This window comes from Sediminicoccus sp. KRV36 (assembly GCF_023243115.1).
Lineage (GTDB): Bacteria > Pseudomonadota > Alphaproteobacteria > Acetobacterales > Acetobacteraceae > Roseococcus.
In genome coordinates, this window is record NZ_CP085081.1 from 3,810,253 (window position 1) to 3,831,630 (window position 21,378).

The window sequence follows — 21,378 nt, forward strand, 5'->3', positions numbered from 1 at the left end:
AACCCGTCCAGTAGTTTCACGACAGGATTTTGCAAAATGCTGGAAACCAAGCTCAGCGGGGCGGAAACCATCAAGGCGGCCAGCCTCGGCCTGCGCGGTCCGCTCGCGGCCGAGATCAGCGCCGAAGCCGCCCGGGGGGGCCTCTCGGAGGCTGCCTATACCCTGCTGAAATTCCATGGAACCTATGAGCAATTCGACCGCGACACCGCCACCGCCCGCAAACAGGCGGGGGAGGACAAGGCCTGGTCCTTCATGGTGCGCGTCCGCGCGCCCGCGGGGCGGCTGACGGGCGCCCAATGGCTGGCCCTGGACGCGCTGGCCGGGGATTTCGCCGATGGAACGCTGCGAATCACCTCCCGCCAGGGCGTGCAATTCCACGGAATTTTGCGGGAGAACCTGCGCGCCTCGGTCGCCGCCATCAACGCAACCTTGCTCACCACTCTCGCCGCCTGCGGCGATGTGGTGCGCAATGTCATCACCTCCCCCGCGCCACGCCGCGATCCCGTCCATGCGCGGCTGGAGGCGGAGGCGCGCCGCCTCTCCAGCGCGCTGCTGCCCAAAAGCCGCGCCCATCACGAGATCTTCCTGGGCGAGGACGCCGCCGCCGCCGCCGAGGCGGAACCCCTCTATGGCCCCACCTATCTGCCGCGAAAGTTCAAGATCGCCCTCATCCACCCCGACGACAACACGCCCGATGTGCTGGCCAATGACCTGGGCTTCGTCATGCACCCCGAGGGTTGGATCGTGACCATCGGCGGCGGCATGGGGATGACGCACAACAAGCCCGCCACCTTCCCCCGCCTGGCCGATGCCGTGGCGCTGATCGGCCCGGGTGAGGTGCTGGAAGTGGCCGAGGCGGTGGTCCGCCTCGCCCGTGACCATGGCGACCGGAGTGACCGCAAGCATGCCCGCCTCAAATACGTCTTGGCCGAGCGCGGCGTGGCCTGGGCGCGCGCCCGGCTCTCGGAGGATCTGGGCCGCGCGCTGCGCCCCGCGCCGCCCTTGCCGCGCTTCGCCGTGCCCGATCACCTGGGCTGGCACCCGCAGGGGGCCCATGGGGGGGATGGCCGCTGGTGGCTTGGCCTGCATATCCCGGCCGGGCGGGTCGCCGGCCCGCTGCGCGCAGCGCTGCGCGAGGTGGTGGGCCGCTTCGGCGTGAACCCCATCGCGACCCCGGGGCAGGACCTGCTGCTCGCGGATGTCGCCAAGGAGGATCGCGCGGCGCTGGAGGCCACGCTGCGCGCCCATGGCGTGGCGCTGCCCGAGGCCTTCTCCCCCATCGCGCGCAACATGATGGCCTGCGTCGCGCTGCCCAGCTGCGGCCAGTCCCTCGCGGAGGGCGAGCGGGTGCGCCAGCCCATCCTGGCGCAGATGGAGGGCGAACTCGCCCGGCTGGGCCTGCTGGGTGAGCGGATTTCGCTGCGCCTCACCGGCTGCCCCAATGGCTGCGCAAGGCCCTACCAGGGGGATATCGGCGTGGTGGGCCGGGCGCCCGGGCTCTACACGCTGTTCGTCGGCGGCGATTTCGCGGGCACGCGGCTGAGCTTCCCGCTGGCCGACAAGGTGCCGATGGAGAGCATCGGCGCCACCCTCGCCCCCCTGCTGGAGGATTGGGCCCGGCATCGCGCGGCGGGCGAGGGTTTCGGCGATTACTGCGCCCGCCGGGGGGATGCGGCCTGCCGCGCCGCCGCGGGGGTGGCGATCGCCGCATGATGCCGCTGGTCTTCACCGGGGCCACGCGGGTGCTGCTGGTCGGGCATGGGCCGGCCTTCGCGAAGCGCCGGGCGTTGCTGGAAGCCTCGGGCCTCGCCCTCACGCTGCATGCGGCGCTGCCCGATGATGCGGCGCTGGATTCGGCGCGGCTGGTCTTCGGCGCCGGGCTGGATGAGGCCGAGGGGGAGGCGCTGGCCGCCGCCGCCCGCGCCCGGCGCATCCCCGTGAATATCGAGGATGTGCCCCATCTCTGCGACGTGCATGTCCCGGCGATGATCCGCCGTGGCGATCTGTTGTTCACCGTCTCCACGGCGGGTGGCGCGCCCGCCATGGCGGCCGCCCTGCGCGCCTGGCTGGATCAGCGCTTCGGCCCGGAATGGGCAGATCATCTGCGCAGCTTGGCCGAGGAGCGTCAGGCCCTGCGCGCGGCGGGCGCCACCCCGCCCGAGGTGATGCGTGCGCTCACCGCACGCATCCGGGATTCAGCCTGGCTGGACTGCCCCTGCGCCGCTCAGAAGCGGTAGCGCAGTGCCGCGCTGATCACGAAGGGGTTGATATTGGCCTGCGCCCGGATCAGCCCGCTGTTCACGCTGACATCGGGCTGCATCATGATCCATTTCGCATCGAGGTTGATCAGCCAATTGGGCGCGATCTCGTAATCCACCCCGATATTGGGTGCCACGCCGAAGCTGGTATCCAGCCGCATGCGCGTCACCGGCGGCGTCTGGCTGCCGCTGTAGCCATAGTAGAAGGTCGTGTTCAGCCCGATGCCGACATAGGGGCTGATGCGCGATTGCGGCATCAGGTGATATTGCAGGGTGAGTGTCGGCGGCAGCGCCCAGACCGAGCCGAGATTGACCGTGCCCAGCGCGGAGTTGCGCACCTCCACCTGGTGGCGCGTCGTCGCCGCGATGAGGTTGAGCGCGATGTTCGGCGTGAAGAAATAGGTGCCGTCCAGCAGCGGGCTTGCCGCATTGCTGGCATGGGGCGAGCCGCCGATCAGCCCGACCGAGCCGCCATTGGTGGGCAGCACGCCCACCACGCCGAAGCCGAGCACGACATCCCCGGCCAGCTTGCCGCGCGGCGTGCCCTCCTGCGCCATGGCCCCGCCAGCACTGGCCAGCAGCATCGCCGCGGCTGCGTATCTTCCCCAAAATCGCATCGTCCTGTCCCCGTTGCAGCCCCTGCTGCCGGAACGGGAATTAGGCGTCTTTGCAACGCGTTGCGTTGCGCTGCATCAAAGGGCTTTGGGAAGCTTTCCGTTCACTCCGCGCGGATCTGCGCACGCTCCACCACGGCGCGCCAGCGGGTCAGTTCCGCCTCCTGGAAGCGGCGGAATTCGCCGGCGCTGGAGGCCACCACCTCGAAGCCGATCTGGTTCAGCCGCTGCGTCGCTTCGGGGTGGCGCAGGCTCTCGATGCAGGCCGCCTCCATCCGCGCGAGGATGGGTGCGGGCACGCCCACCGGCGCCATCACCGCCTGCCAGGAGGTGACGACGAAATCCTCCAGGCCCAGCTCGGCCGCCGTCGGCACATCGGGGATGGTCGGGTTGCGGGTGGCGCTGGTCACCATCACCGCGCGCAGCCGCCCGCCCGCGATATGCGGCGCGACGGTGCCGAGATTCTGGAAGGTGAGCTGCACATCGCCCGCGATCAGCGCCGTCGCGGCCGCCGCACCGCCCTGATAGGGGATATGCGTCGCCTCGGTCTGGGTGCGCAGCTTGAACAGCTCCATCGTCATATGCTCGGAGGAGCCGACGCCGGAGGTGGAGTAGGAGGCGCGCGCCGCATTGGCGCGCAGCCAGGCCAGCGTGCCGGCGTAATCCGTGGCGGGCACCTGGGCCGGGTTGATCACCAGCACATTGGGCGTGGTGACGGCGAGGGTGATCGGCGCGAAATCCCGCACCGGATCATAGGGCAGGTTCGGCCGCAGCGCCTTGTTGATGGCATAGACGCCTATCGAGCCCGTCATCAGCGTATGCCCATCGGGCGCTGCGCGGGCCATGGCCTGGGCCGCCACGGCGCCATTGGCGCCGGGCCGATTCTCGACCACCACCGTGCCGCCGATCAGCCCGCCCATCCGGGCGGCGATGACGCGGCCGGTGATGTCGGAAGGCCCGCCCGCCACGAAGGGGATCATCATCGTGATGGGCCGTGTGGGCCAGTCGCCCTGCGCGCGGGCGGGCCCAGGCAGCAGGGCGGCCGGCAAAAGGGCGGGTGCGGCCAGCAGGCTGCGGCGATGGATCATTGGGGTGTTCCTCCGGTTTTGCCGGCATCCTGCCCGGCATGGGCCCGCTTGTCCAAACGCCATCTTGCCGCCATAGCGGTGCCGTTCAGGGAGCCGAAACACATGTCCATTGACCTTGAGATCGCCCGCGCCGCCACCCTGCGGCCCATCGCCGAAATCGCCGCCAAGGCCGGCATTCCGGCCGATGCGCTGGAGCCCTATGGCAAGTACAAGGCGAAGATCGGCCTGGATTTCGTGGCCCGCTCCCGGCATGACCGCCCGCTTGGCAAGCTCGTTCTCGTCACCGGCATCAACCCGACCCCGGCGGGTGAGGGCAAGACGACAACGACCGTGGGCCTGGGCGATGCGCTGAACCATATCGGCAAGCGCGCCATGATCTGCCTGCGCGAACCCTCGCTCGGCCCCTGCTTCGGCGTGAAGGGCGGGGCGGCCGGCGGCGGCCATGCGCAGGTGGTGCCGATGGAGGATATCAACCTCCATTTCACCGGCGATTTCCACGCGATCACGGCGGCCAACAACCTGCTCGCCGCGATGCTGGACAACCACATCTACTGGGGCAATGCGCTGGGCATTGATGCGCGCCGCATCACCTGGCGCCGCGCGCTGGACATGAATGACCGTGCCCTGCGCGGCATCGTGGGCTCGCTCGGCGGCACGGCGAACGGCTTCCCGCGCGAGGATGGCTTTGACATCGTCGTGGCGAGCGAGGTGATGGCGGCCTTCTGCCTCGCCTATGACCTGGCCGATCTGCAAACCCGCCTCGGCCGCATCATCGTGGCCTCCACGCGCGACGGAAAGCCCGTGACGGCGGCCGATCTGAAGGCGGATGGCGCCATGGCGGTGCTGCTGCGCGATGCCCTCGCCCCCAATCTGGTGCAGACGCTGGCGGGCTCGCCCGCGCTGGTGCATGGCGGGCCCTTCGCCAATATCGCGCATGGCTGCAACTCCGTGATGGCGACGACGCTGGGGCTGCATCTTTCCGATGTGGTCGTGACCGAGGCGGGCTTCGGCGCTGATCTGGGTGCCGAGAAATTCCTCGACATCAAGTGCCGCCTCTCGGGGCTTTCGCCCGATGCCTGCGTCATCGTCGCCACCATTCGCGCGCTGAAGATGCATGGCGGCGTCGCCAAGGCCGATCTGGGGCGGGAGGATGTGGGGGCGGTGCGGCGCGGCATCGCCAACCTCGCCCGCCATGTCGAGAACATCAAGAAATTCGGCCTGCCGCCGGTGGTCGCGCTGAACCGCTTCACCGCCGATACCGAGGCCGAAATCAAGGCCGTGCAGGATGCGATGGCCGCACTCGGCACCGAGGCCATTCTTTGCACCCATTGGTCCGACGGCGCGTCCGGCACGGTGGAGCTCGCCCATGCCGTGATGCGCCGGCTGGATGCGGGCGAGGCCGCCTTCAAGCCGATCTACCCCGATGCCATGCCGCTGGCGGAAAAAATCGGCACCATTGCGCGCGAAATCTACCGCGCGAAGGATGTGGCCATCCCCGATGCGGTGCTGGCCAAGCTCAAGCGCTTCGAGGCGATGGGCTTCGGCGCCGCCCCCGTCTGCATCGCCAAGACGCAATACAGCTTCTCAGCCGATCCAACCGCCCTCGGCGCGCCGGAAGGCCATGTGCTGCCGGTGCGCGATGTGCGGCTGCTGGCAGGGGCAGGCTTCGTCGTCGCCATCTGCGGCGAGGTGATGACCATGCCAGGGCTGCCGCGGGTGCCGGCGGCGGAGACGATCCGGCTGGATGAGCTGGGGCGGATTGAGGGGCTGTTCTGAGGGCAAGATCGGGGCTCTGCCCCGAAACCCCGGCAGGAACCTTAGGTTCCTGCACCTCCGTTCAGGCTGCCTGGCGCAGCCCAAGCTCCGCCAGGGCGGCTTCCACTGCGCGCAGCACGACGGCCACTTCGGGCAGGGCGATGTCGCCGATGGCGCCGATGCGGAAGCTGGGCGCCTCCGTGGTGAAATAGCTGCTGATGGTCACACCATGGCGCTTCAGCGCCGCCACGAAATCCCCCAGCACCAGGCCCGCGGGCTGATGCACCGTCACCACGATGGGGCCCTGATCCGCCTCGGCCAGATAGGGCTTCAGCCCCAGCGCCACCAGGCCGCGATGCAGCGCCAGCGCATTGGCGCGATAGCGCGCGAGGCGCACGGCACGCCCACCCTCCGCATCGAAGCGGTCCAGCGCCACATCCAGCGCACGCAGCGTCTGCACCGGGCCGGTGAAGCGCAGGCTGCCCATGCCGTTCTCGCGTGCATTGGCCAGCACATCCGAGAGATCGAGGCTCCAGGAAGCGGCATTGCCCGCACAGGCTTCCGTCCGGTCCACCCGCGCGACCGCGAAGGCGAAGCCGGGCAGCCCCTCCAGGCATTTGTTGGAGGTGAAGACCACTGCATCCAGCTCCGGCTGCGCCGAGAGATCGAGCGGCAGCGCGCCGAAGGCCGAAACGGCATCCAGGATCATCCGCCGCCCGACCGCGCGCACCACGGCGCCGATCGCCGCCGGGTCATTCACGATGCCGCTGCCCGTCTCGCTCTGCACCATGCCCAGATGGCCGCATTCCGGATGCGCGGCGAGTGCGGCCGCCACCTCCTCCGGCGTGATGCCGCGCGTGTCGGGGGCGTGCAGTTCGACGACGCTGCGCCCCGCTTCCCGCGCCAGGCGGGCCATGCGCACGGCGTATTCGCCATTCATCGGGATCAGGATGGCGGCACCGGGTGCGACATAGGTGCGGATCGCGGCTTCCAGGATCATGTGCCCCGCCCCTTGCAGCGGCAGCGTCACATGCTCGCCCTCCACACCGCCCGCGATGATGCGGATGCGCTCGCGCAGCCGGGCGTAGAAGGGGCGGAAGCCCGCATCCCAGGGGGCGATGTCCTCGGCCATGGCGGCGCGCACGGAAGCGTGGGTCTGCACGGGGCCGGGGGTGAGAAGCAGCATGGCGGTGATCCTTCGTGGGCCCTGGGTCATGCCGCGAATCGGGCGGCGCGGGAACCCCGCCGGGCCTGACCCCCGGGGCTGGGGTCGCCACTGGCGTGAACCCGCCTCACCGGCCAGGAGTTTTTTGGTGGCGGAGCGGATTCCGCCAGGCGCGCAGGATGCCCTCGCGCCCGGAACCCTCTAGGCTCGCTCCATGGCCGATGCGCGCTTGACTGCCGTGATCGTCGCCTCCGCGCTGTTCATGCAGAATCTGGACAGCGCGGCGGTGGTGACCGCCCTTCCCTCCATGGCACGGGAGTTGAACGAGGACCCGACGCGGCTCGGTGTCGCCATCACCTCCTATCTGGTGGCGCTGACCGTGTTCATCCCCGTCTCCGGCTATATCGCGGACCGGTTTGGCGCGAAGCGCGTCTTCCTCATCGCCATCGCGCTGTTCGGGCTCTCCTCCGCCGCCTGCGGCCTGGCGAACAGCCTGGGCGAGCTGGTCACGGCGCGCGTGCTGCAAGGCATGGCGGGTGCGATGATGGTGCCGGTCGGCCGCCTCCTGCTGCTGAGCGGCATCCGCAAGGATGAAATGCTGACGGCGATGACCTGGCTGACCATGCCGGCCATGCTGGGCCCCATCCTCGGCCCGCCGCTGGGCGGTGTGCTGACCGACCTGTTCGGCTGGCGCAGCGTCTTCTGGATCAACCTGCCCGTGGCGCTGTTCGGCTTCATCATGGTGGCCTGGAAGATCACGCCCCTGCCCCGCACCCATCCCGGCCCGCCCGATCTGCGCGGCCTCGCCTTGGTGGGGGGCGCGCTGGCCACCCTCATGGCCGGCATCGAGACGGTGGGGCGCGGCGTGCTGCCGGATCATTGGCCCGGCGCGCTGCTGGCGGTGGGGCTGGTGCTGGGCGTCCTCGCCTGGCGGCATTGCCGGCGGGTGGAGAAGCCGGCGCTGGATCTCTCATTGCTGCGCTACCCCTCCTTTCGCCACGCCACACTCGCGGGCAGCCTGTTCCGGGCGGGTGCGGGGGGCGTGCCCTTCCTGGTGCCGATGCTGCTGCAGATCGGCTTTGGCTGGGGTGCCACCGAGGCGGGCTTCGTCGCCTTCGCCACCGCCATCGGCGCCTTCGCCATGAAGCCGCTGACGCGGCCCATCCTGCGCCGCTTCGGCTTCCGCACGGTGCTGATCGGCAATGGCGTCCTGGCCGCCGCCGGCGTTGCCATCGGGGCCGGCTTCACGCGCGCCTGGCCGATCGCGGTGATGTTCGTGGCGCTGGCCTTGGGCGGGCTGTTCCGCTCGCTGCAATTCACCGCGCTGAACACGCTCGCTTTCGCGGAGTTGCCGCGCGAAAAACTCAGTGCCGCCACCAGCTTCTACGGCACGGCGCAGCAATTGCCGCCGGCGCTGGGCATCGTGCTGGCCACCACCTCGCTGGAGGTCAGCCGCCACATGGCCGGGCACGCGGCCCTGCTGCCGAGCGACTTCACGGCGGCCTTCCTGATCGCGGGGCTGGTCGTGCTGGCCTCCAGCCCGCTCTTTGCGCTGCTGCCGAAGGATGCGGGGGCGGAGGTCAGCGGCCGGCGGTGAGTGCGGCTTCCTGGAGAGAGGCTTTGCCTCCCTCCAGACCTCCCTCCACCAGGGGCCCAGGCCCCTGGTGGAGGGAGTGAGGGCTTGTTGGGAGAGGGGCATGACGCCCCTCTCCCAACAAGCCCTATCTCAGGTATCCAAAGGCCCCCGGCCTTTGGTGAGAGGGGTCCGGGGAGAGCAAAGCTCTCCCCGGGAAGCACTCACTCCGCCGGCGCCACCCCCGACACATCCACCTTGCCGCGCCCGCGGCTGAAGCGGCGCGCCAGGCCGTCAAAGCCCAGATACAGCACGGGTGTGACGAACAGCGTCAGCGCCTGGCTCACTGCCAGCCCGCCGATGACGGCGAGGCCGAGCGGCTGGCGCAATTCGGCGGCGGCGCCCCAGCCGGCGGCGATGGGCACAGCACCCGCGGCGGCGGCCAGCGTCGTCATCAGGATCGGGCGGAAGCGCAGGATGCAGGCATGGCGCACGGCATCGAGCGGGGATTCGCCCGCGCGCTGTCGTTGCAGCGCGACATCCACCACCATGATGGCGTTCTTCTTCACGAGCCCGATCAGCAGCAGCACGCCGATCACCGCGATCACCGAGAGATCAAGGCCGAACAGCCACAGCGTGGCGAAGGCGCCCAGCGCCGCGGCCGGCAGGCCGGAGAGGATGGTCAGCGGATGGATGAAGCTCTCATAGAGCACACCCAGCACCACATACATGATCAGCACGGCGGCCAGCACCAGCGCCCCCTGCCCCGCCAGCGCCTGCTGGAACACCTGCGCCGAGCCCGAGAAGCCCGAGACGATGGTGGGCGGCAGCCCCATCTCGCGCTCCACCTCGCGGATGGCATTCACCGCATCGCCGAGTGCCACGCCGGGCGGCGTGTTGAAGCCGATGGTGACGGCGGGCAATTGCCCCTGATGGCCGACGGTGAGCGGGCCCGAGCGGCGCTCGATGCTCGCCACGGCCGAGAGCGGCACGAGGCGCCCGGTGACGGAACGCAGATAGAGCTTGGCGAGGCCGGATTCATCCCGCTGATCCTCGGGCAGCGCCTCCAGGATCACCGGATAGGCATTGGCCTGGCCATAGATCGTGCTGATCTGGCGGGAGCCGAAGGCGGAATACAGCGCCTGGCGCACCTGCTCGATCGAAACGCCGAGTGCCGCCGCGCGGTCCCGGTCCACATTCACCATCACCACCGGGCTATCAATCTGCAGATCGGTGTTCACATCCTGCAATTGCGGCAGGCGGGCGAGGCGCGCTTCGAGGCGCGGCGCCCAGTCATACAGCTCATCCAGCCGCAGCCCCTGCATGGTGTAGATGTAGAGGGTGCGGGTCTGCCGCGCGCCGAAATTGATGTTCTGGATCGGCTGCAGGAAGACCCGCATGCCCGGCACGCCCGAAGCCTGGCGGCGCAGCTCCTGCAGGATGGTCGTGATATCCGGCCGCTGGTTGCGCGGCTTGAGTTCCACGAAGAAGCGCCCCTGGTTGATCGAGGCCGAGCCCCCCACCGCACCCACGGTGGAGACGACGCTGTTCACATAGGGCGAGGCCGCGAAGATCTGCGCGATGCGGCTCTGCTTCTCGGCCATGTCCTGGATGGAGGCCCCGCGCGGCCCCTCGGTATTGACGATGAGCAGGCCGGTATCCTCCACCGGGAAGAAGCCCTTGGGCAGGTTCACCGCCATCCAGCCCGCGCCGAACAGCGAGGCGAAGAACAGCAACCAGATCATCAGCCGGAAGCGCAGCGCGTAGCCGAGCAGGAAGGCGTAGCTGTTCTCGATGGCGACGAAGCCGCGCTCCAGCGTGCGGTCCACGAAGCCTGGCGCGCCGTGCTGCCCCTTCATGCGGCTGGCCATCAGCGGCGTCAGCGTCAACGAGACAATGAGCGAGGCGATGACAGCGAGGCTGACCGTGGCGGCGAAGGCGTTGAACACCCGCCCCACCACGCCGCCCATCAGCAGGATCGGCAGGAAGACGGCAATCAGCGAGAGGGTGATGGAGAGCACCGTGAAGCCCACCTCCTTCGCCCCGCGGATGGCGGCGGCGACGGGATGCATCCCCTCCTCGATGTGGCGGACGATCGCCTCCAGCACGACGATCGCGTCATCCACGACGAGCCCCACCGCGATGGTGAGGCCCAGCAGCGTCACGTTATCAATGCCGTAGCCCAGCGCATACATGAAGCCGAAGGTGATGCAGAGGCTGATCGGCACGGCGATGGAGGGGATCAGCGTGGCCGAGAGCCGCCGCAGGAACAGGAAGCAGACCAGCACGACGAGGCCGATGGCGATCAGCAGCGATTCCTGCACATCATGCACGGCGTCACGGATCGAGCGGCTGCGGTCCAGCATCACACCCAGGCGGGCACCAGGCGGCAGGGCCGATTGCAGCGCTTCCACGCTGCGCAGCACGCCATCCACCACATCCACCGTATTGGCGTCCGGCTGGCGCTGCACGGCCAGCACCAGGGCGCGCTGGCCATCGCGCCAGCTCGCCACGCGTTCATTCTGCACGCCATCGGCCACCTCGGCGATTTCGTTCAGCCGGATCGGCGCATTGGCGCGGCCGGCGACGACCAGCTGGCCGAATTGCTCGGCATTCTGCGGCTGCTCGGTGGCGCGCAGCGTGAGTTGCTGGCGCTCGCCACTGAGCAGACCCACCGGCGCATTGGAATTGGCCTGCTGGATGGATTGCTGCACCGTGTCGAAAGCGAGTCCCATCGCGGCGATGCGATCGGGGTCCAGCCGCACGCGCACGGAAAACAGCTGCTCGCCATAGGTCACCACCTGGGCCACGCCCTGCACGCGGGAGAGGGCGGGGGCGATGATGGTGCTCGCCACATCGTTCAGCCGGTACAGCGGCACATCCCCGCCGGAGAGCGTCAGCAGCAGCACCGGCGCATCGGCCGGGTTCACCTTGCGGTAGCTGGGCGGCACCGTCATCTCGATGGGCAGGCGCCGCTGTGCGCGGGTGAGTGCGGCCTGCACATCCTGCGCCGCGGAATCGATGTTGCGGCCCAGCTGGAATTGCAGCGTGAGGTTCAGCGTGTCCTGGCCGGAATTGCTGGACATGCTCTCCAGCCCCGCGATGGTGCTGAATTCCCGCTCCAGCGGGAGTGCCACGGAGGTCGCCATCGTCTCGGGGCTGGCCCCCGGAAAATTCGCGAAGACCGAGATCACCGGGAAATCCACGCGCGGCACGGCGGCCACCGGCAGGCGGGTATAGGCGATGGCGCCGGCAACCACGGCCGCGATGGTCAGCAGCAGCGTCATCACCGGGCGGCGGATGCAGAGTTCCGAGATATGCATGGCTGCGCTCCCCCTCAATTCGCCGAGGAGACGCGCTGCGGCGCGGCGGCGGGTGGGGCGTTGCGTTCGACGGCGCGGGCGCCATCGGTCACGCGTTGGGCGCCATCCACGATGATCTTCTCACCTGCCACGATCTCGCCGCGCACCACCGCGCGGTCCCGCACATTGCGCACGAGTTGCACCGGCCGGCGCCGCGCCAGGCCCTCGGGGCTGAGCACATAGACGAAGCGGCCCTGCTGGCCGGTCTGCACGGCGGCGGAGGGGATGGAGATCGCATCCGCCTCGATCGTCGGCACCACCGTGACGCGCACATATTGCCCGGGCCACAGCGCACCTTCCGGATTGTCGAAGCGGGCGCGCAGCTGGATCGTGCCGGTGGCCGTATCCACGGCGCTGTCCACGAAGACGAGGCGGCCTTCGGCGGGTGGCCCCGTCTCGCCATCGCCTAGCGCCAGGGCCTGCACTTCGCCCGCATTCAGCGCGGTGCGGATCTGCGGCAGCCAGCGCTCCGGCACGCTGAACTGCACCAGGATGGGGTTCATCTGCGTCAGCGTCGCCATCGCCACATTCTCGGCCTGGCGCACCACATTGCCGACGCGCAGCGGCAGCACGCCGAGCTTGCCGTCCGTCTCGGCCACGATGGTCGCGAATTCGATGGCCAGACGCGTCTGCTGGATCAGCGCCTCGGTCGCGCGCGCGGTGGCGACGGCGGCGGCGGCTTCCGCCGTCGCCTGCTCGAAGCGCTGCTGTGCCGCGAAGCCCTCGCCCCGCAGGGACTGGTAGCGCACGGCATCGGCCTGGAAGCGGACGATCTGCGCTCGGTTCGCCGCAAGCTGCGCCTCCTGCTGCGCCAGGATCGCCTGGTTCAGCCGCGCATCCAGCGTGAACAGCACCTGGCCGCGCCGCACCAATTGCCCCTCCGTCACATGCACCTGGGTGATCTGCCCATCCACGCGGGTGCGGATGGTGACCACGCTTTCGGAGACCACCGTGCCATTGGCCAGCACCTCGACCGGCATGGCACCCACCCGTGCGGGCTCCGTCGTCACGGGAATGCCCGGCTGGGCCGCCGCGGCGAAGGGCAGGATGAGGGCCAGGACCAAAGGGGCCAGGATGAGGGGGATCAGGCGGGACAGCATCGCGGGAATGGGCTCCGGTCATGACAAGCCGAAAGGCACGGCCAAGGGCGTGGCGCATCCGTGCCACGCCGGGTCTGGAGAGACTCAACAGCAAGCCGCGAAAAAGCCCAATGACAAGGCGGCAAGGTTACGGTTCGTCACGGGCGTCATGTTTCGCGCCCGGCCGCGGAATCGTGCATGATGCTCGGCTCAAGGGAAGGACGCCTCGCATGCGCCGCTGGCTGGTTCTGTTTTCGCTGCTGCTCGGCCCGCTGCTTGGGCTGCCGCTTGCCCTGCCGGCCCATGCCTTCGACCTCCCCGGCCTCGGGCGGGATGCGGGCCAGTATCGCGAGCAGCTGGAGCGCCGCTTCCCCGCCGGCGGCACGCCGCAACAACGCCAGGGCGCCGAGCAGCGGGCCGTGGCGGCCGAGCGCGCGAATAACTGGCCCAACGCCGCCCAGGCCTGGGAAGAGCGCGCCGGCCTGGGCGAGATGAGCCCCGCGCAATGGCTCGCCCTGGCCCGCGCCCAGCTGCGCCGCACCCCGCCCGAGCCCGCCCGCGCCCTGCATGCCGCCTGGCAGAATTTCCTGATGGTGCCGGCCGGCCCGCCCGAAATCCCCTCCCTGCTGCTGGTGGCCGAGGCGCTGGGCCGGATGGACCGCCCCGCGCAGCAGATCGCAGCATTGGAGGCTGTGATTCAGCGCGCCCCCAATGAACCGCGCCACGCCGAGGCCCTGGCCCAGGCCCGCCGCGCCGCCGGCGTGCTGGTCGCGCGCGTCAACACCGAGAGCGAGGCCGAGCCCGCCCGCGCCTGCCTCGCCTTCACCGTGCCGCCCGCCCGCCGCCAGGATTGGCAGCCGCAGGACTGGATTCGCGCCGAGCCCGCCATCCCCGGCCTCGCCATCACCCGCGATGGGGACAGCCTCTGCGCCGTCGGCCTGCCGCATGGCCGCACCACGCGCATCCTGCTGCGCGCCGGCCTGCCGGGTGAGGAGGGGCTGCGCCTCAACCGCGACACGGCGCTGAACATCGCCATGCCGGACAGGGCGCCCCGCATGGCCTTCGACAGCCGCGCCTTCCTGCTGGCGCGCGGCCAGCAGGCCCGCGTGCCGCTGGCGCTGATGAATGTCGCCAGCGTGCAGATGCGCATCATCCGCGTGGCCGAGCGCAACCTCGTGCCCCTGACGCGCGACTGGCGCCTGGGGGACCAGATGGACAGCTGGACCGCGCAGGACCTGCATGAGAGCTGGGGCCGCGTGGTGTGGGAGGGCCGGATCGAGACCCCCCGCCACCCGACCAACAGCCTCCAGCGCCTCTCCGTGCCGGTCCCGGAGGAGGTCCGCGCGGCGGGCCCGGGCCTCTATATCATGGTCGCCCGGCCGGGCGATGGCACGAATGATTCGCAAAGCCTCGCCACCGCGCAGCCGCTGATCGTGACCGATCTCGGCCTCACCGCCTGGCGCGGTGCCGGGGGGCTCGCCGTGCAGGCGCGGCAGCTCGGGGATTCGCGGCCGGCGGCGGGCACGCGCGTGGCCCTCATGGCCCGCAACAATGAAATCCTCGCCGAGGTGGAAACCGGCCCGGATGGCCTGGCCCGCTTCGCCGCCCCGCTGCTGCGCGGCCAGGGGCCGATGGCGCCGGTCGCGATCCATGCCAGCACCGCCGATGACCTGGTGGCGCTGGACCTGGAGGCTGCCTCCTTCGATCTCTCGGATCGCGGGGTGGCGGGGCGCGCGCATCCTGGCCCGCTCGATGCCTTCCTGTGGCTCGACCGCGGCATCTACCGCCCGGGTGAGACGGTGCAGGCCATGGTGCTGCTGCGCGATGTGGCGGGCGCGCCCTCCCCTTTGCCTGTGCGGCTGCGGCTGCGCCGGCCAAACGGGCAGATCGCCGCCGAGGGCGTGGTACGGGACGGCGCGCATTGGCCCGTCACCCTGCCCGCCGCCGCCCCGGTGGGGCTGTGGAAGATCGAGGCGCTGACCGACCCCGCGGCCCCCCCCGTGGGCGAGGCGACGCTGCGCGTGGATGCCTTCGTGCCCGAGCGCCTCGCAGTGGAAGTCGGCCCCGCACCAGGGCCACTGACGCCGGGCCAGCCGCTCGCCCTGCCGGTCACCGCGCGCTTCCTGTATGGTGCGCCCGGCTCGGGCCTGACGGGCAGCGCGCAATACCGGCTGATCACGGAGCGCAGCCCCTTCCCTGGCCTCCCGGGCTTCCTCTTTGGCCTGGAAGATGAGGTTTTCGCGCCTGATCTGCTTTCGGCGGACCTGCCCGAGACCGACGCCCAGGGCCGCGCCACGCTGACCCTGGCGCTGGCCCGCGCGCCGGACACGACGCGCCCGCTGCGCGCCGAGATGACCCTGCAGGTGACCGAGCCGGGCGGCCGCGCGACCAGCGTGGACCTGCCGCTGGCCGTGGCCGGCGCGCCAAGGCTGATCGGCATTCGCGGCCCGCAATCGGTGAATGTGAACAGCGAGGCGGCGTTCGACATCGTCATCGCCAACCCCTCCGGCGTGGCCCAGGCCGGGGCGCTGAACCTGCGCCTGGTGCGCGAGCGGCCGGATTGGCGCATCGTCCTGCGCGGCGGCCAGCCGCGCTATGAAACCACCTGGCTGGATGAGCCGGTGGACACGGCGAGCGTGAATGCCACGGCCGCAACACCCGCGCGCTTCGCCCGCAGCCTGCCCTTCGGCCGCTACCGGCTGGAAGCGCAGGAGGCGGGGGGCATGGCCCTGGCTTCCGTGCGCTTCCGCTCCGGCTGGGCCGGCTCGGAATCCGCCGAAGTGCCGGACAAGGTGGATGTGGCGGCGGACCGGCAGAGCTTCGCGCCCGGCCAGACCGCCACGCTGCGCATCACGCCGCCCTTCGCCGGCCGGGCCAGCATCGCCATCCTGACCGACCGCCTGGTCTCCCTGCGCGAGATCGAGCTGCCCGCCGCCGGCGCCGAGATCACCATCGAGGCCGATGCCGCCTGGGGGGCGGGCGCCTATGCCGCCGTCACCGTGTTTCGCCCGGCGGGTGCGGGCGGCCAGGCGAATGACGCGCCGGGCCGCGCCCTCGGCCTCACCTGGTTGCAGATGGACCCGGCCGCGCGGCGCCTCGACATCGCGATCGGCGGGGCAGAGCGCGTGCGGCCCATGGGCCGCGTGACCATCCCCGTCAGCGTGACCGGCGGCGCAGGGGCAAGCCAGGGCGGCATCCGCCTGACGCTGGCCGCCGTGGATGAGGGCATCCTGCGGCTGACGCGCTTCGCCACGCCTGATCCGCTGGCGCATTACGCCGGCCGCCGCACGCTGGGCACCGATATCCGCGATGATTACGGCCGGCTGATCCGCCCCGATGACGGCACGCTGGCCACGCTGCGCCAGGGTGGTGATGAGCTGGGCGATCTGGGCGCCCTGCGCATTCCGCAACGCAATGTGGTGCTGTTCAGCGGCGTGGTCACGACCGATGCCGATGGCCGCGCCGAAATCCCGCTGGATATCCCGGATTTCGCGGGGGAATTGCGCCTGATGGCGGTCGCCTGGGAAGGCGCCCGTGTGGGTTCCGCCGCGCGCACCCTGCTGGTGCGGGACCCCGTGCTGGCCGAGGCCATCCTGCCGCGCTTCCTCGCCCCGGGCGATGAGGCGACCATCTCCGTCCTGCTGCACAATCTGGAACTCCCGCCCGGCGAGGTGAGCGCCACGCTCAGCACCGAGGGCGCCATCGCCCTGGCCGGCCCCAACCGGCTGGCCGCGCGGCTGGCCACCGGCGCCCGCGCCCAGCCCACCGCCACCCTGCGCGCGACCGCCTCGGGCGAGGGCGTGCTGCGCCTGGCCATCACCGGACCCAATGGCTTCACCGCCACGCGTGAGGCGCGGATCGAGGTGCGCTCCTCACGCGGGCTGGCCAGCGTGGCGAGCCTGAGCGAAGTGGCCCCAGGCCAGGAGGCCCGCATCACCCCCGATGCGGCGCGGTTCCTGCCCGGCGCCTGGCGCGCCACGGCGCGGCTTGGCACGCCGGTGCGCTTTGACGCCGAGGGCATGCTGCGCCTGCTGGAAAGCTTCCCGCTGGCCTGCCTGGAGCAGCTCTCCTCGCAGGCGCTGGGCATGGCGGCGGCGCTGACCGAGGCCAGCACGCCCCAGCAATCCGTCCGGCTGCAACGCAGCGTGGACGGCATTCTCTCGCGCCAGCGCTATGATGGCAGCTTCGGCCTGTGGTCGGCCCAGAGCGAGCCGGAATACTGGACCTCGGCCTATGCGGTGGAGGCGCTGCTGCGTGCCAAGGCGGCCGGCGCCACGGTGGCGGATGCGGCGCTGGAAGCGGCGCTGACCGACCTTGGCGAGCGGCTGGAGGAAACCAACCCCTCCGATCCACCGGAATATGCGGCCCAGGCGGCGCGGCTGAATGCGCTGTCCCTGGCCGGCCGGCACCGGTTGGGCGCGGCACGGCGGCTGATGGAAAGCCTGGACCGCCTGCCCACGCCGCTGGCGCGCGCGCAGCTCGGCGCCGCCTTCGCCCGCGCCGGCGATACGGAGCGCGCCACGCGCGCCTTCACCGCCGCCCTGGCCGCCCCCGCCCGGCGCGACTGGAGCTATGATTATGGCAGTGCGGCGCGCGATGCGATGGCGATCCTGGTCCTGCTGCAGGAGGGCCAGATGCCGGCCCCCATGCTCGCCACCGCACTCGCCCGCCTGCCCGGCCCCGAGCTGACGCCCAGCCTCGCTTCCACCCAGGAACAGGCCTGGGCGGTGCTGGCGGCGGCGGCGCTGGGGCGGGATGGCAGGCCGGTGCGCGCCAGCTTCGAGGGTGCGGCGGTGGAACGCCGCCGGGTGGATGTCACCAGCGGCGGCGCCCTGCGCAACCTGGGCGATGCGCCGCTGCCGGTCAGCCTGACCATCACCGGCATCCCGTCCGAGGCCTTGCCGGCCGGCCGCAACGCCATGCAGATCCGCCGCCGTTTCCTGAACCTGGAGGGGATGGCGCTGAACCTGGATCAGCTCCGCGCCGGCACCTCCTTCATCCTGGTGCTGGAAGGACGTGCGGAATCCAGCCAGGCGCATCTGGCGATGATGAGCCAAGGCCTGCCCGCCGGCTGGGAGGTCGAGGGCGCACTCGGCCCGGGCGCCGTGCCGGGCCTGCCGGGGCTGGGCGAATTATCCACGCCCGATGCCCAGCCGGCGCTGGATGACCGCGTGGCCGTGGCCTTCACCTTCACGGCCGAGCAGCGGGAATTCCGCATGGCGGTGCGGCTGCGCGCCGTGACGCCCGGGCGCTTCGAGTTGCCCGGGGCCGAGGTGTCGGACATGTATCGCCCGGCCTTCTTTGCGCGGCAGGCGACGACGCGGATCAATATCCTGCCGTGATCGCCCCACGCCGGAGGCGTTGAGCGGGGGGCCGGAGGCGTTGATACCGAGCCCTCATGGCGGCAAAACATGGGTGCTGGCTCCGGCGGAGCAGAAGCATAAGTGGCCTCGGGCGGCTGGGGCCACGGGCCCCAGACCCCGATTTTTGGGGAAATCCCGCGGAAGTCATTGTTGAACAGGCTTTGAACAAATGGGGTCTGGGGCCCGTGGCCCCAGCCGCCGGAGGCCCCTTGGCCGCGATCCTTCATCCCCATCACGCCCGCGCCCCTCGCCTCCGGCGCTACGCGCTGAGCAGCCGCTCCACCAGGACGCGCTGCGCCGGGCCCTCGCCGCGCGTGAAGCCCGGATGCAGCCCGTCCAGGACGCGCACGCCCGCCGCCTGCGCCACATCCCGCGCGACGCCGGGCGGCGCCACCAGCACATCGCCCAGCGCCATGATGGCCGGGCCCTCCGCCGGCGGCAGGCCCGGCAGGCCCAGGTGCCGCCAGGCCCAGCCATGCGCCGTGACCCATCCGCTGCCGCTTTGCGCGCAGGGTTCCGGGCGCAGCACGCCCAGCCCCTCGCGCAGCAGCGTCAGCAGGCCGGGCTCCAGCCCTGGCAGCCCGGTATCGAGCCAGAGGCGCGGCTGGCGCGGCCCGATGAAGCTCGCCGCCAGCGCGGCCCCGGCCGGGCCCGCATCGCGCGCGGCGAGCGGCAGGTCCCGGCTGATGGCGAGCAGCGCGGCCAGGCCGGCCTGCGGCCCCCCGGCATAGGCATGCTCCAGCACGCGGGCATAGGCGGCGGCGATGCGCGGGGGGTTCAGCTCCCAATCGGCCCAGCGCCGCGCCAATTCGCCCATCGCCGCGCGCTGGCCGGCATCGCGCCCCAATTCGAGCAGGGTCGCCGCAAGCTCCGCCGGATCCGCCGGCTCGGCGATCAGCCGGCAGCCGGCCGCCTCCAGCTCCGCCATCGCGCCATGCCGGTTGGCGATCAGCGGCAGGCCGGCCATCAGCACATCCTTGACCGCGCCCGAGGTCTCGCCCCGGCTGCCGCGGCGCAGCTGGATCGCCAGATCGGCGGCGGCGAGCCAGCTGCGATAGAGTGCCGGCGGCGCGCGCCCCGGGAACAGCACGGCCTCGCCCAGGCCCCGCCGCTGCGCTTCGGCCTGCAGCATGGCGTCCATGCCGTCCACGGCGCCGCCGATGAAGACGAGCCGGGCCGAGGGCGCCTGCCGGGCCAGCAGCGCGAAGGCGCCGAGAATCCGCTCCGGCAGCTTCTGCGGCGTCAGCAGCCCGAAGGAGGCGACGAGCAGCGTATCCTCCGCAAGGCCCAGCGCCGCGCGCGCGGCGGCGCGGTCGGCCAGCGGCAGCGGCTGCCGCAGATGGGGGATGATGGTGGTATGCGCCACGGCCGCGGCGCCATACTCGATTTCCAGCAGCCAGCGCGCATGCCCCGAATGCAGCACCACGCCATGCGCCTCGGCCAGGGGGCCCGCGGTGCCGGCCAGTTCGCGCGTGCTGAACAGGCTGGTGTAGCCCTCCTCCCGGACCATGCGGGCGGCGCGCGCCTCCAGCGCATCGCCGCGCCGGTCGAGCCAGTTGCGCAGGTCGGTGATGGCGGCTTCATGCAGCGTGACCACGCCCGGGATGCGCGGCAGCAGCTCGGTCAGGCTGCGCGCATGCATGGGGTTGTTGCCGATCTGATAGAGCACGCGGTCAAAGCGGCCGCCGGCTTCGGCGAAATCCTCCTCGCTCATCCAGGGCATGCGGCCGGCCAGCGGGCCTTCGGGCGGCTCGGCGCTGACCAGCGTCACGGCGTAATGCGCGGCCAGCACGGGGGCGAGTTCGGCCGTGTAGTCGGCGATGCCGCTGGGCGTCGGCGGCAGGGGGGAGACGATGGCGAGGCTGGTGCGGCGCCTGGGGCGGGCCCGGCCGGAATTGGCCTTGGAGGGGGACGCGCGGTCAAACGCCGCCCAGGCCTGCGCCGCCACGCGGTCCCAGCTGAATTCCCGGGCGCGGCGCGGGCCATAGGCGGCCAGGTCGGCGCGCAATTCGGGGGCTTCCAGCAGGCGCTGGATCAGGCCGCTCAGGGCCGGTGCGTCCTGCGGGTCGAACAGCGCATCGGCGCGGCCGATCACCTCGGGCAGGGCGGACACCCGGCTGGCGATGCAGGGGGCGCCGCAGGCCATCGCCTCCAGCAGCGGCAGGCCGAACCCCTCGGCGAGGGAGGGGAAGACGAACAGCCCGCAGGCGGCATAAAGCCCTGGCAGATCCGCCTCGGGGATGAAGGGCAGGCAGACCAGATCCGCCTCGGCCAGCCCGGCGGCCTGCGCCTGCGCGCGCAGATGCGGCGGGTTCACATGGCCGATGGCCAGCCGGTGCCGCGCCCGCAGCCCCTCGGGCAGCGCCGCATGGGCGCGCAGCAGCAGCGACTCGTTCTTGCGGAAATCCCCGGCGCCGAGATAGAGCAGGAAACCCTCCTCCAGTCCGTAGCGGCGCAGCAGCGCGGCGCGCGCCGCCGGATCCGGGGCGGGCGCCGCGAAGCCCGGGGAGACCCCGCCGCCCACCACCACCACACGATCAGGCGGCAGCGGCAGGTGGCGCAGCACCTCCGCCCGGGTCGCCTCGGAATTGGCCAGCAGGGGGGCGCAGGCGGCGAGTTCATCGAGGCAGCGCGCATACCAGGGCACCAGCCCCGCCTCGCGCCAGTGCCCGTCCAGATACATCTCCCGCAGGGTCAGGGGGATGAGGTCATGCACGGTGGCGGCGATGGCCGGGCGCTCCAGCTCGGCCGGCCAGGTGGTGACGACATCATGCCGCAGCCCCTCGAAGACCGAGCCCAGATGCAGCAGGTCGGGCGCGGCCTCGGCGATGGCCTGGGCGCGGATATGCTCGGCCAGGCGGCGCAGCGGCGCCTGGGGCAGCTTGCCCGCGGCGCAGCCCTCGGGCGCGGTCCAGCGGCGGATCGCCTCGGGGCCCAGGATCGGCGCGAATTCCGCCGCCAGCCGCGCGGCCGGCTCAGCAAGGCGCATGTTGAGCAGGATCTGCACCTCACGGCCGCCGCGCCCGCGCACCAGGGCGCGGGCCAGTTCCAGGCTGTATCGCCCAAGGCCGGCATGCCGGGCGGCGCCCTGGACGCCCTGCAGATCCAGCAGCAGCCGCAC

Annotated in this window: 11 protein-coding genes; 5 read left to right on the top strand and 6 right to left on the bottom strand. The window is 71.3% G+C overall.

Annotation, left to right across the window (positions count from 1 at the left end; all coding sequences use genetic code 11):
* Window positions 1–36 precede the first annotated feature (36 nt).
* Both LHU95_RS18090 and LHU95_RS18095 read left to right on the top strand, forming a co-directional pair.
* Window positions 37–1,713, top strand: coding sequence for an NADPH-dependent assimilatory sulfite reductase hemoprotein subunit (locus tag LHU95_RS18090; protein WP_248708345.1), 1,677 nt, complete (start codon window positions 37–39; stop codon window positions 1,711–1,713).
* A complete protein-coding gene (locus tag LHU95_RS18095) occupies window positions 1,710–2,237 on the top strand; it encodes an NAD(P)-dependent oxidoreductase (RefSeq protein WP_248708346.1) in 528 nt (175 codons plus the stop codon). Before LHU95_RS18090 ends, LHU95_RS18095 begins: the two co-directional genes overlap by 4 nt.
* Here LHU95_RS18095 and LHU95_RS18100 read toward each other — a convergent pair.
* Window positions 2,225–2,842, bottom strand: a complete 618-nt coding sequence (locus tag LHU95_RS18100) for an OmpW family outer membrane protein (protein ID WP_248708347.1) — start codon at window positions 2,840–2,842, stop codon at window positions 2,225–2,227. The two genes, LHU95_RS18095 and LHU95_RS18100, sit on opposite strands and share 13 nt — an antisense overlap.
* A 134-nt stretch (window positions 2,843–2,976) precedes the next feature.
* Window positions 2,977–3,960, bottom strand: coding sequence for a tripartite tricarboxylate transporter substrate-binding protein (locus tag LHU95_RS18105; RefSeq protein WP_248708348.1), 984 nt, complete (start codon window positions 3,958–3,960; stop codon window positions 2,977–2,979).
* 102 nt (window positions 3,961–4,062) lie between these two features.
* Between LHU95_RS18105 and LHU95_RS18110 the strand changes: the two genes are divergently transcribed.
* The gene (locus LHU95_RS18110; protein ID WP_248708349.1) at window positions 4,063–5,736 is read left to right on the top strand and encodes a formate--tetrahydrofolate ligase; all 1,674 of its coding nucleotides are present in this window, start codon (window positions 4,063–4,065) and stop codon (window positions 5,734–5,736) included.
* Between the two features lie 61 nt (window positions 5,737–5,797).
* Here the strand turns inward: LHU95_RS18110 and LHU95_RS18115 are convergent, their stop codons facing one another.
* Window positions 5,798–6,901: a 2-aminoethylphosphonate--pyruvate transaminase gene (locus LHU95_RS18115; protein ID WP_248708350.1), complete on the bottom strand. Its 1,104-nt coding sequence runs from the start codon at window positions 6,899–6,901 to the stop codon at window positions 5,798–5,800.
* 193 nt (window positions 6,902–7,094) lie between these two features.
* On the opposite strand from LHU95_RS18115, the gene LHU95_RS18120 reads away from it, so the two are divergent.
* The gene (locus LHU95_RS18120; RefSeq protein ID WP_248708351.1) at window positions 7,095–8,477 is read left to right on the top strand and encodes an MDR family MFS transporter; all 1,383 of its coding nucleotides are present in this window, start codon (window positions 7,095–7,097) and stop codon (window positions 8,475–8,477) included.
* A gap of 200 nt (window positions 8,478–8,677) precedes the next feature.
* On the opposite strand, the gene LHU95_RS18125 is transcribed toward LHU95_RS18120, so the two are convergent.
* Together LHU95_RS18125 and LHU95_RS18130 are read right to left on the bottom strand one after the other, a co-directional pair.
* Entirely contained in the window at window positions 8,678–11,776 is a 3,099-nt protein-coding gene (locus LHU95_RS18125; RefSeq protein WP_248708352.1) for an efflux RND transporter permease subunit, read from the bottom strand.
* 14 nt (window positions 11,777–11,790) lie between these two features.
* Window positions 11,791–12,915 carry an efflux RND transporter periplasmic adaptor subunit gene (locus tag LHU95_RS18130; protein ID WP_248708353.1) on the bottom strand — a complete coding sequence of 375 codons (1,125 nt, stop codon included), beginning with the start codon at window positions 12,913–12,915 and terminating at the stop codon, window positions 11,791–11,793.
* A 209-nt stretch (window positions 12,916–13,124) separates the two neighbouring features.
* Here LHU95_RS18130 and LHU95_RS18135 point away from each other — a divergent pair, with 209 nt between their 5' ends.
* On the top strand, window positions 13,125–18,236 hold the full coding sequence (locus LHU95_RS18135; RefSeq protein ID WP_248708354.1) for an alpha-2-macroglobulin: 5,112 nt from the start codon (window positions 13,125–13,127) through the stop codon (window positions 18,234–18,236).
* A gap of 280 nt (window positions 18,237–18,516) precedes the next feature.
* Here the strand turns inward: LHU95_RS18135 and LHU95_RS18140 are convergent, their stop codons facing one another.
* The gene (locus tag LHU95_RS18140) at window positions 18,517–21,378 is read right to left on the bottom strand and encodes a glycosyltransferase (RefSeq protein WP_248708355.1); all 2,862 of its coding nucleotides are present in this window, start codon (window positions 21,376–21,378) and stop codon (window positions 18,517–18,519) included.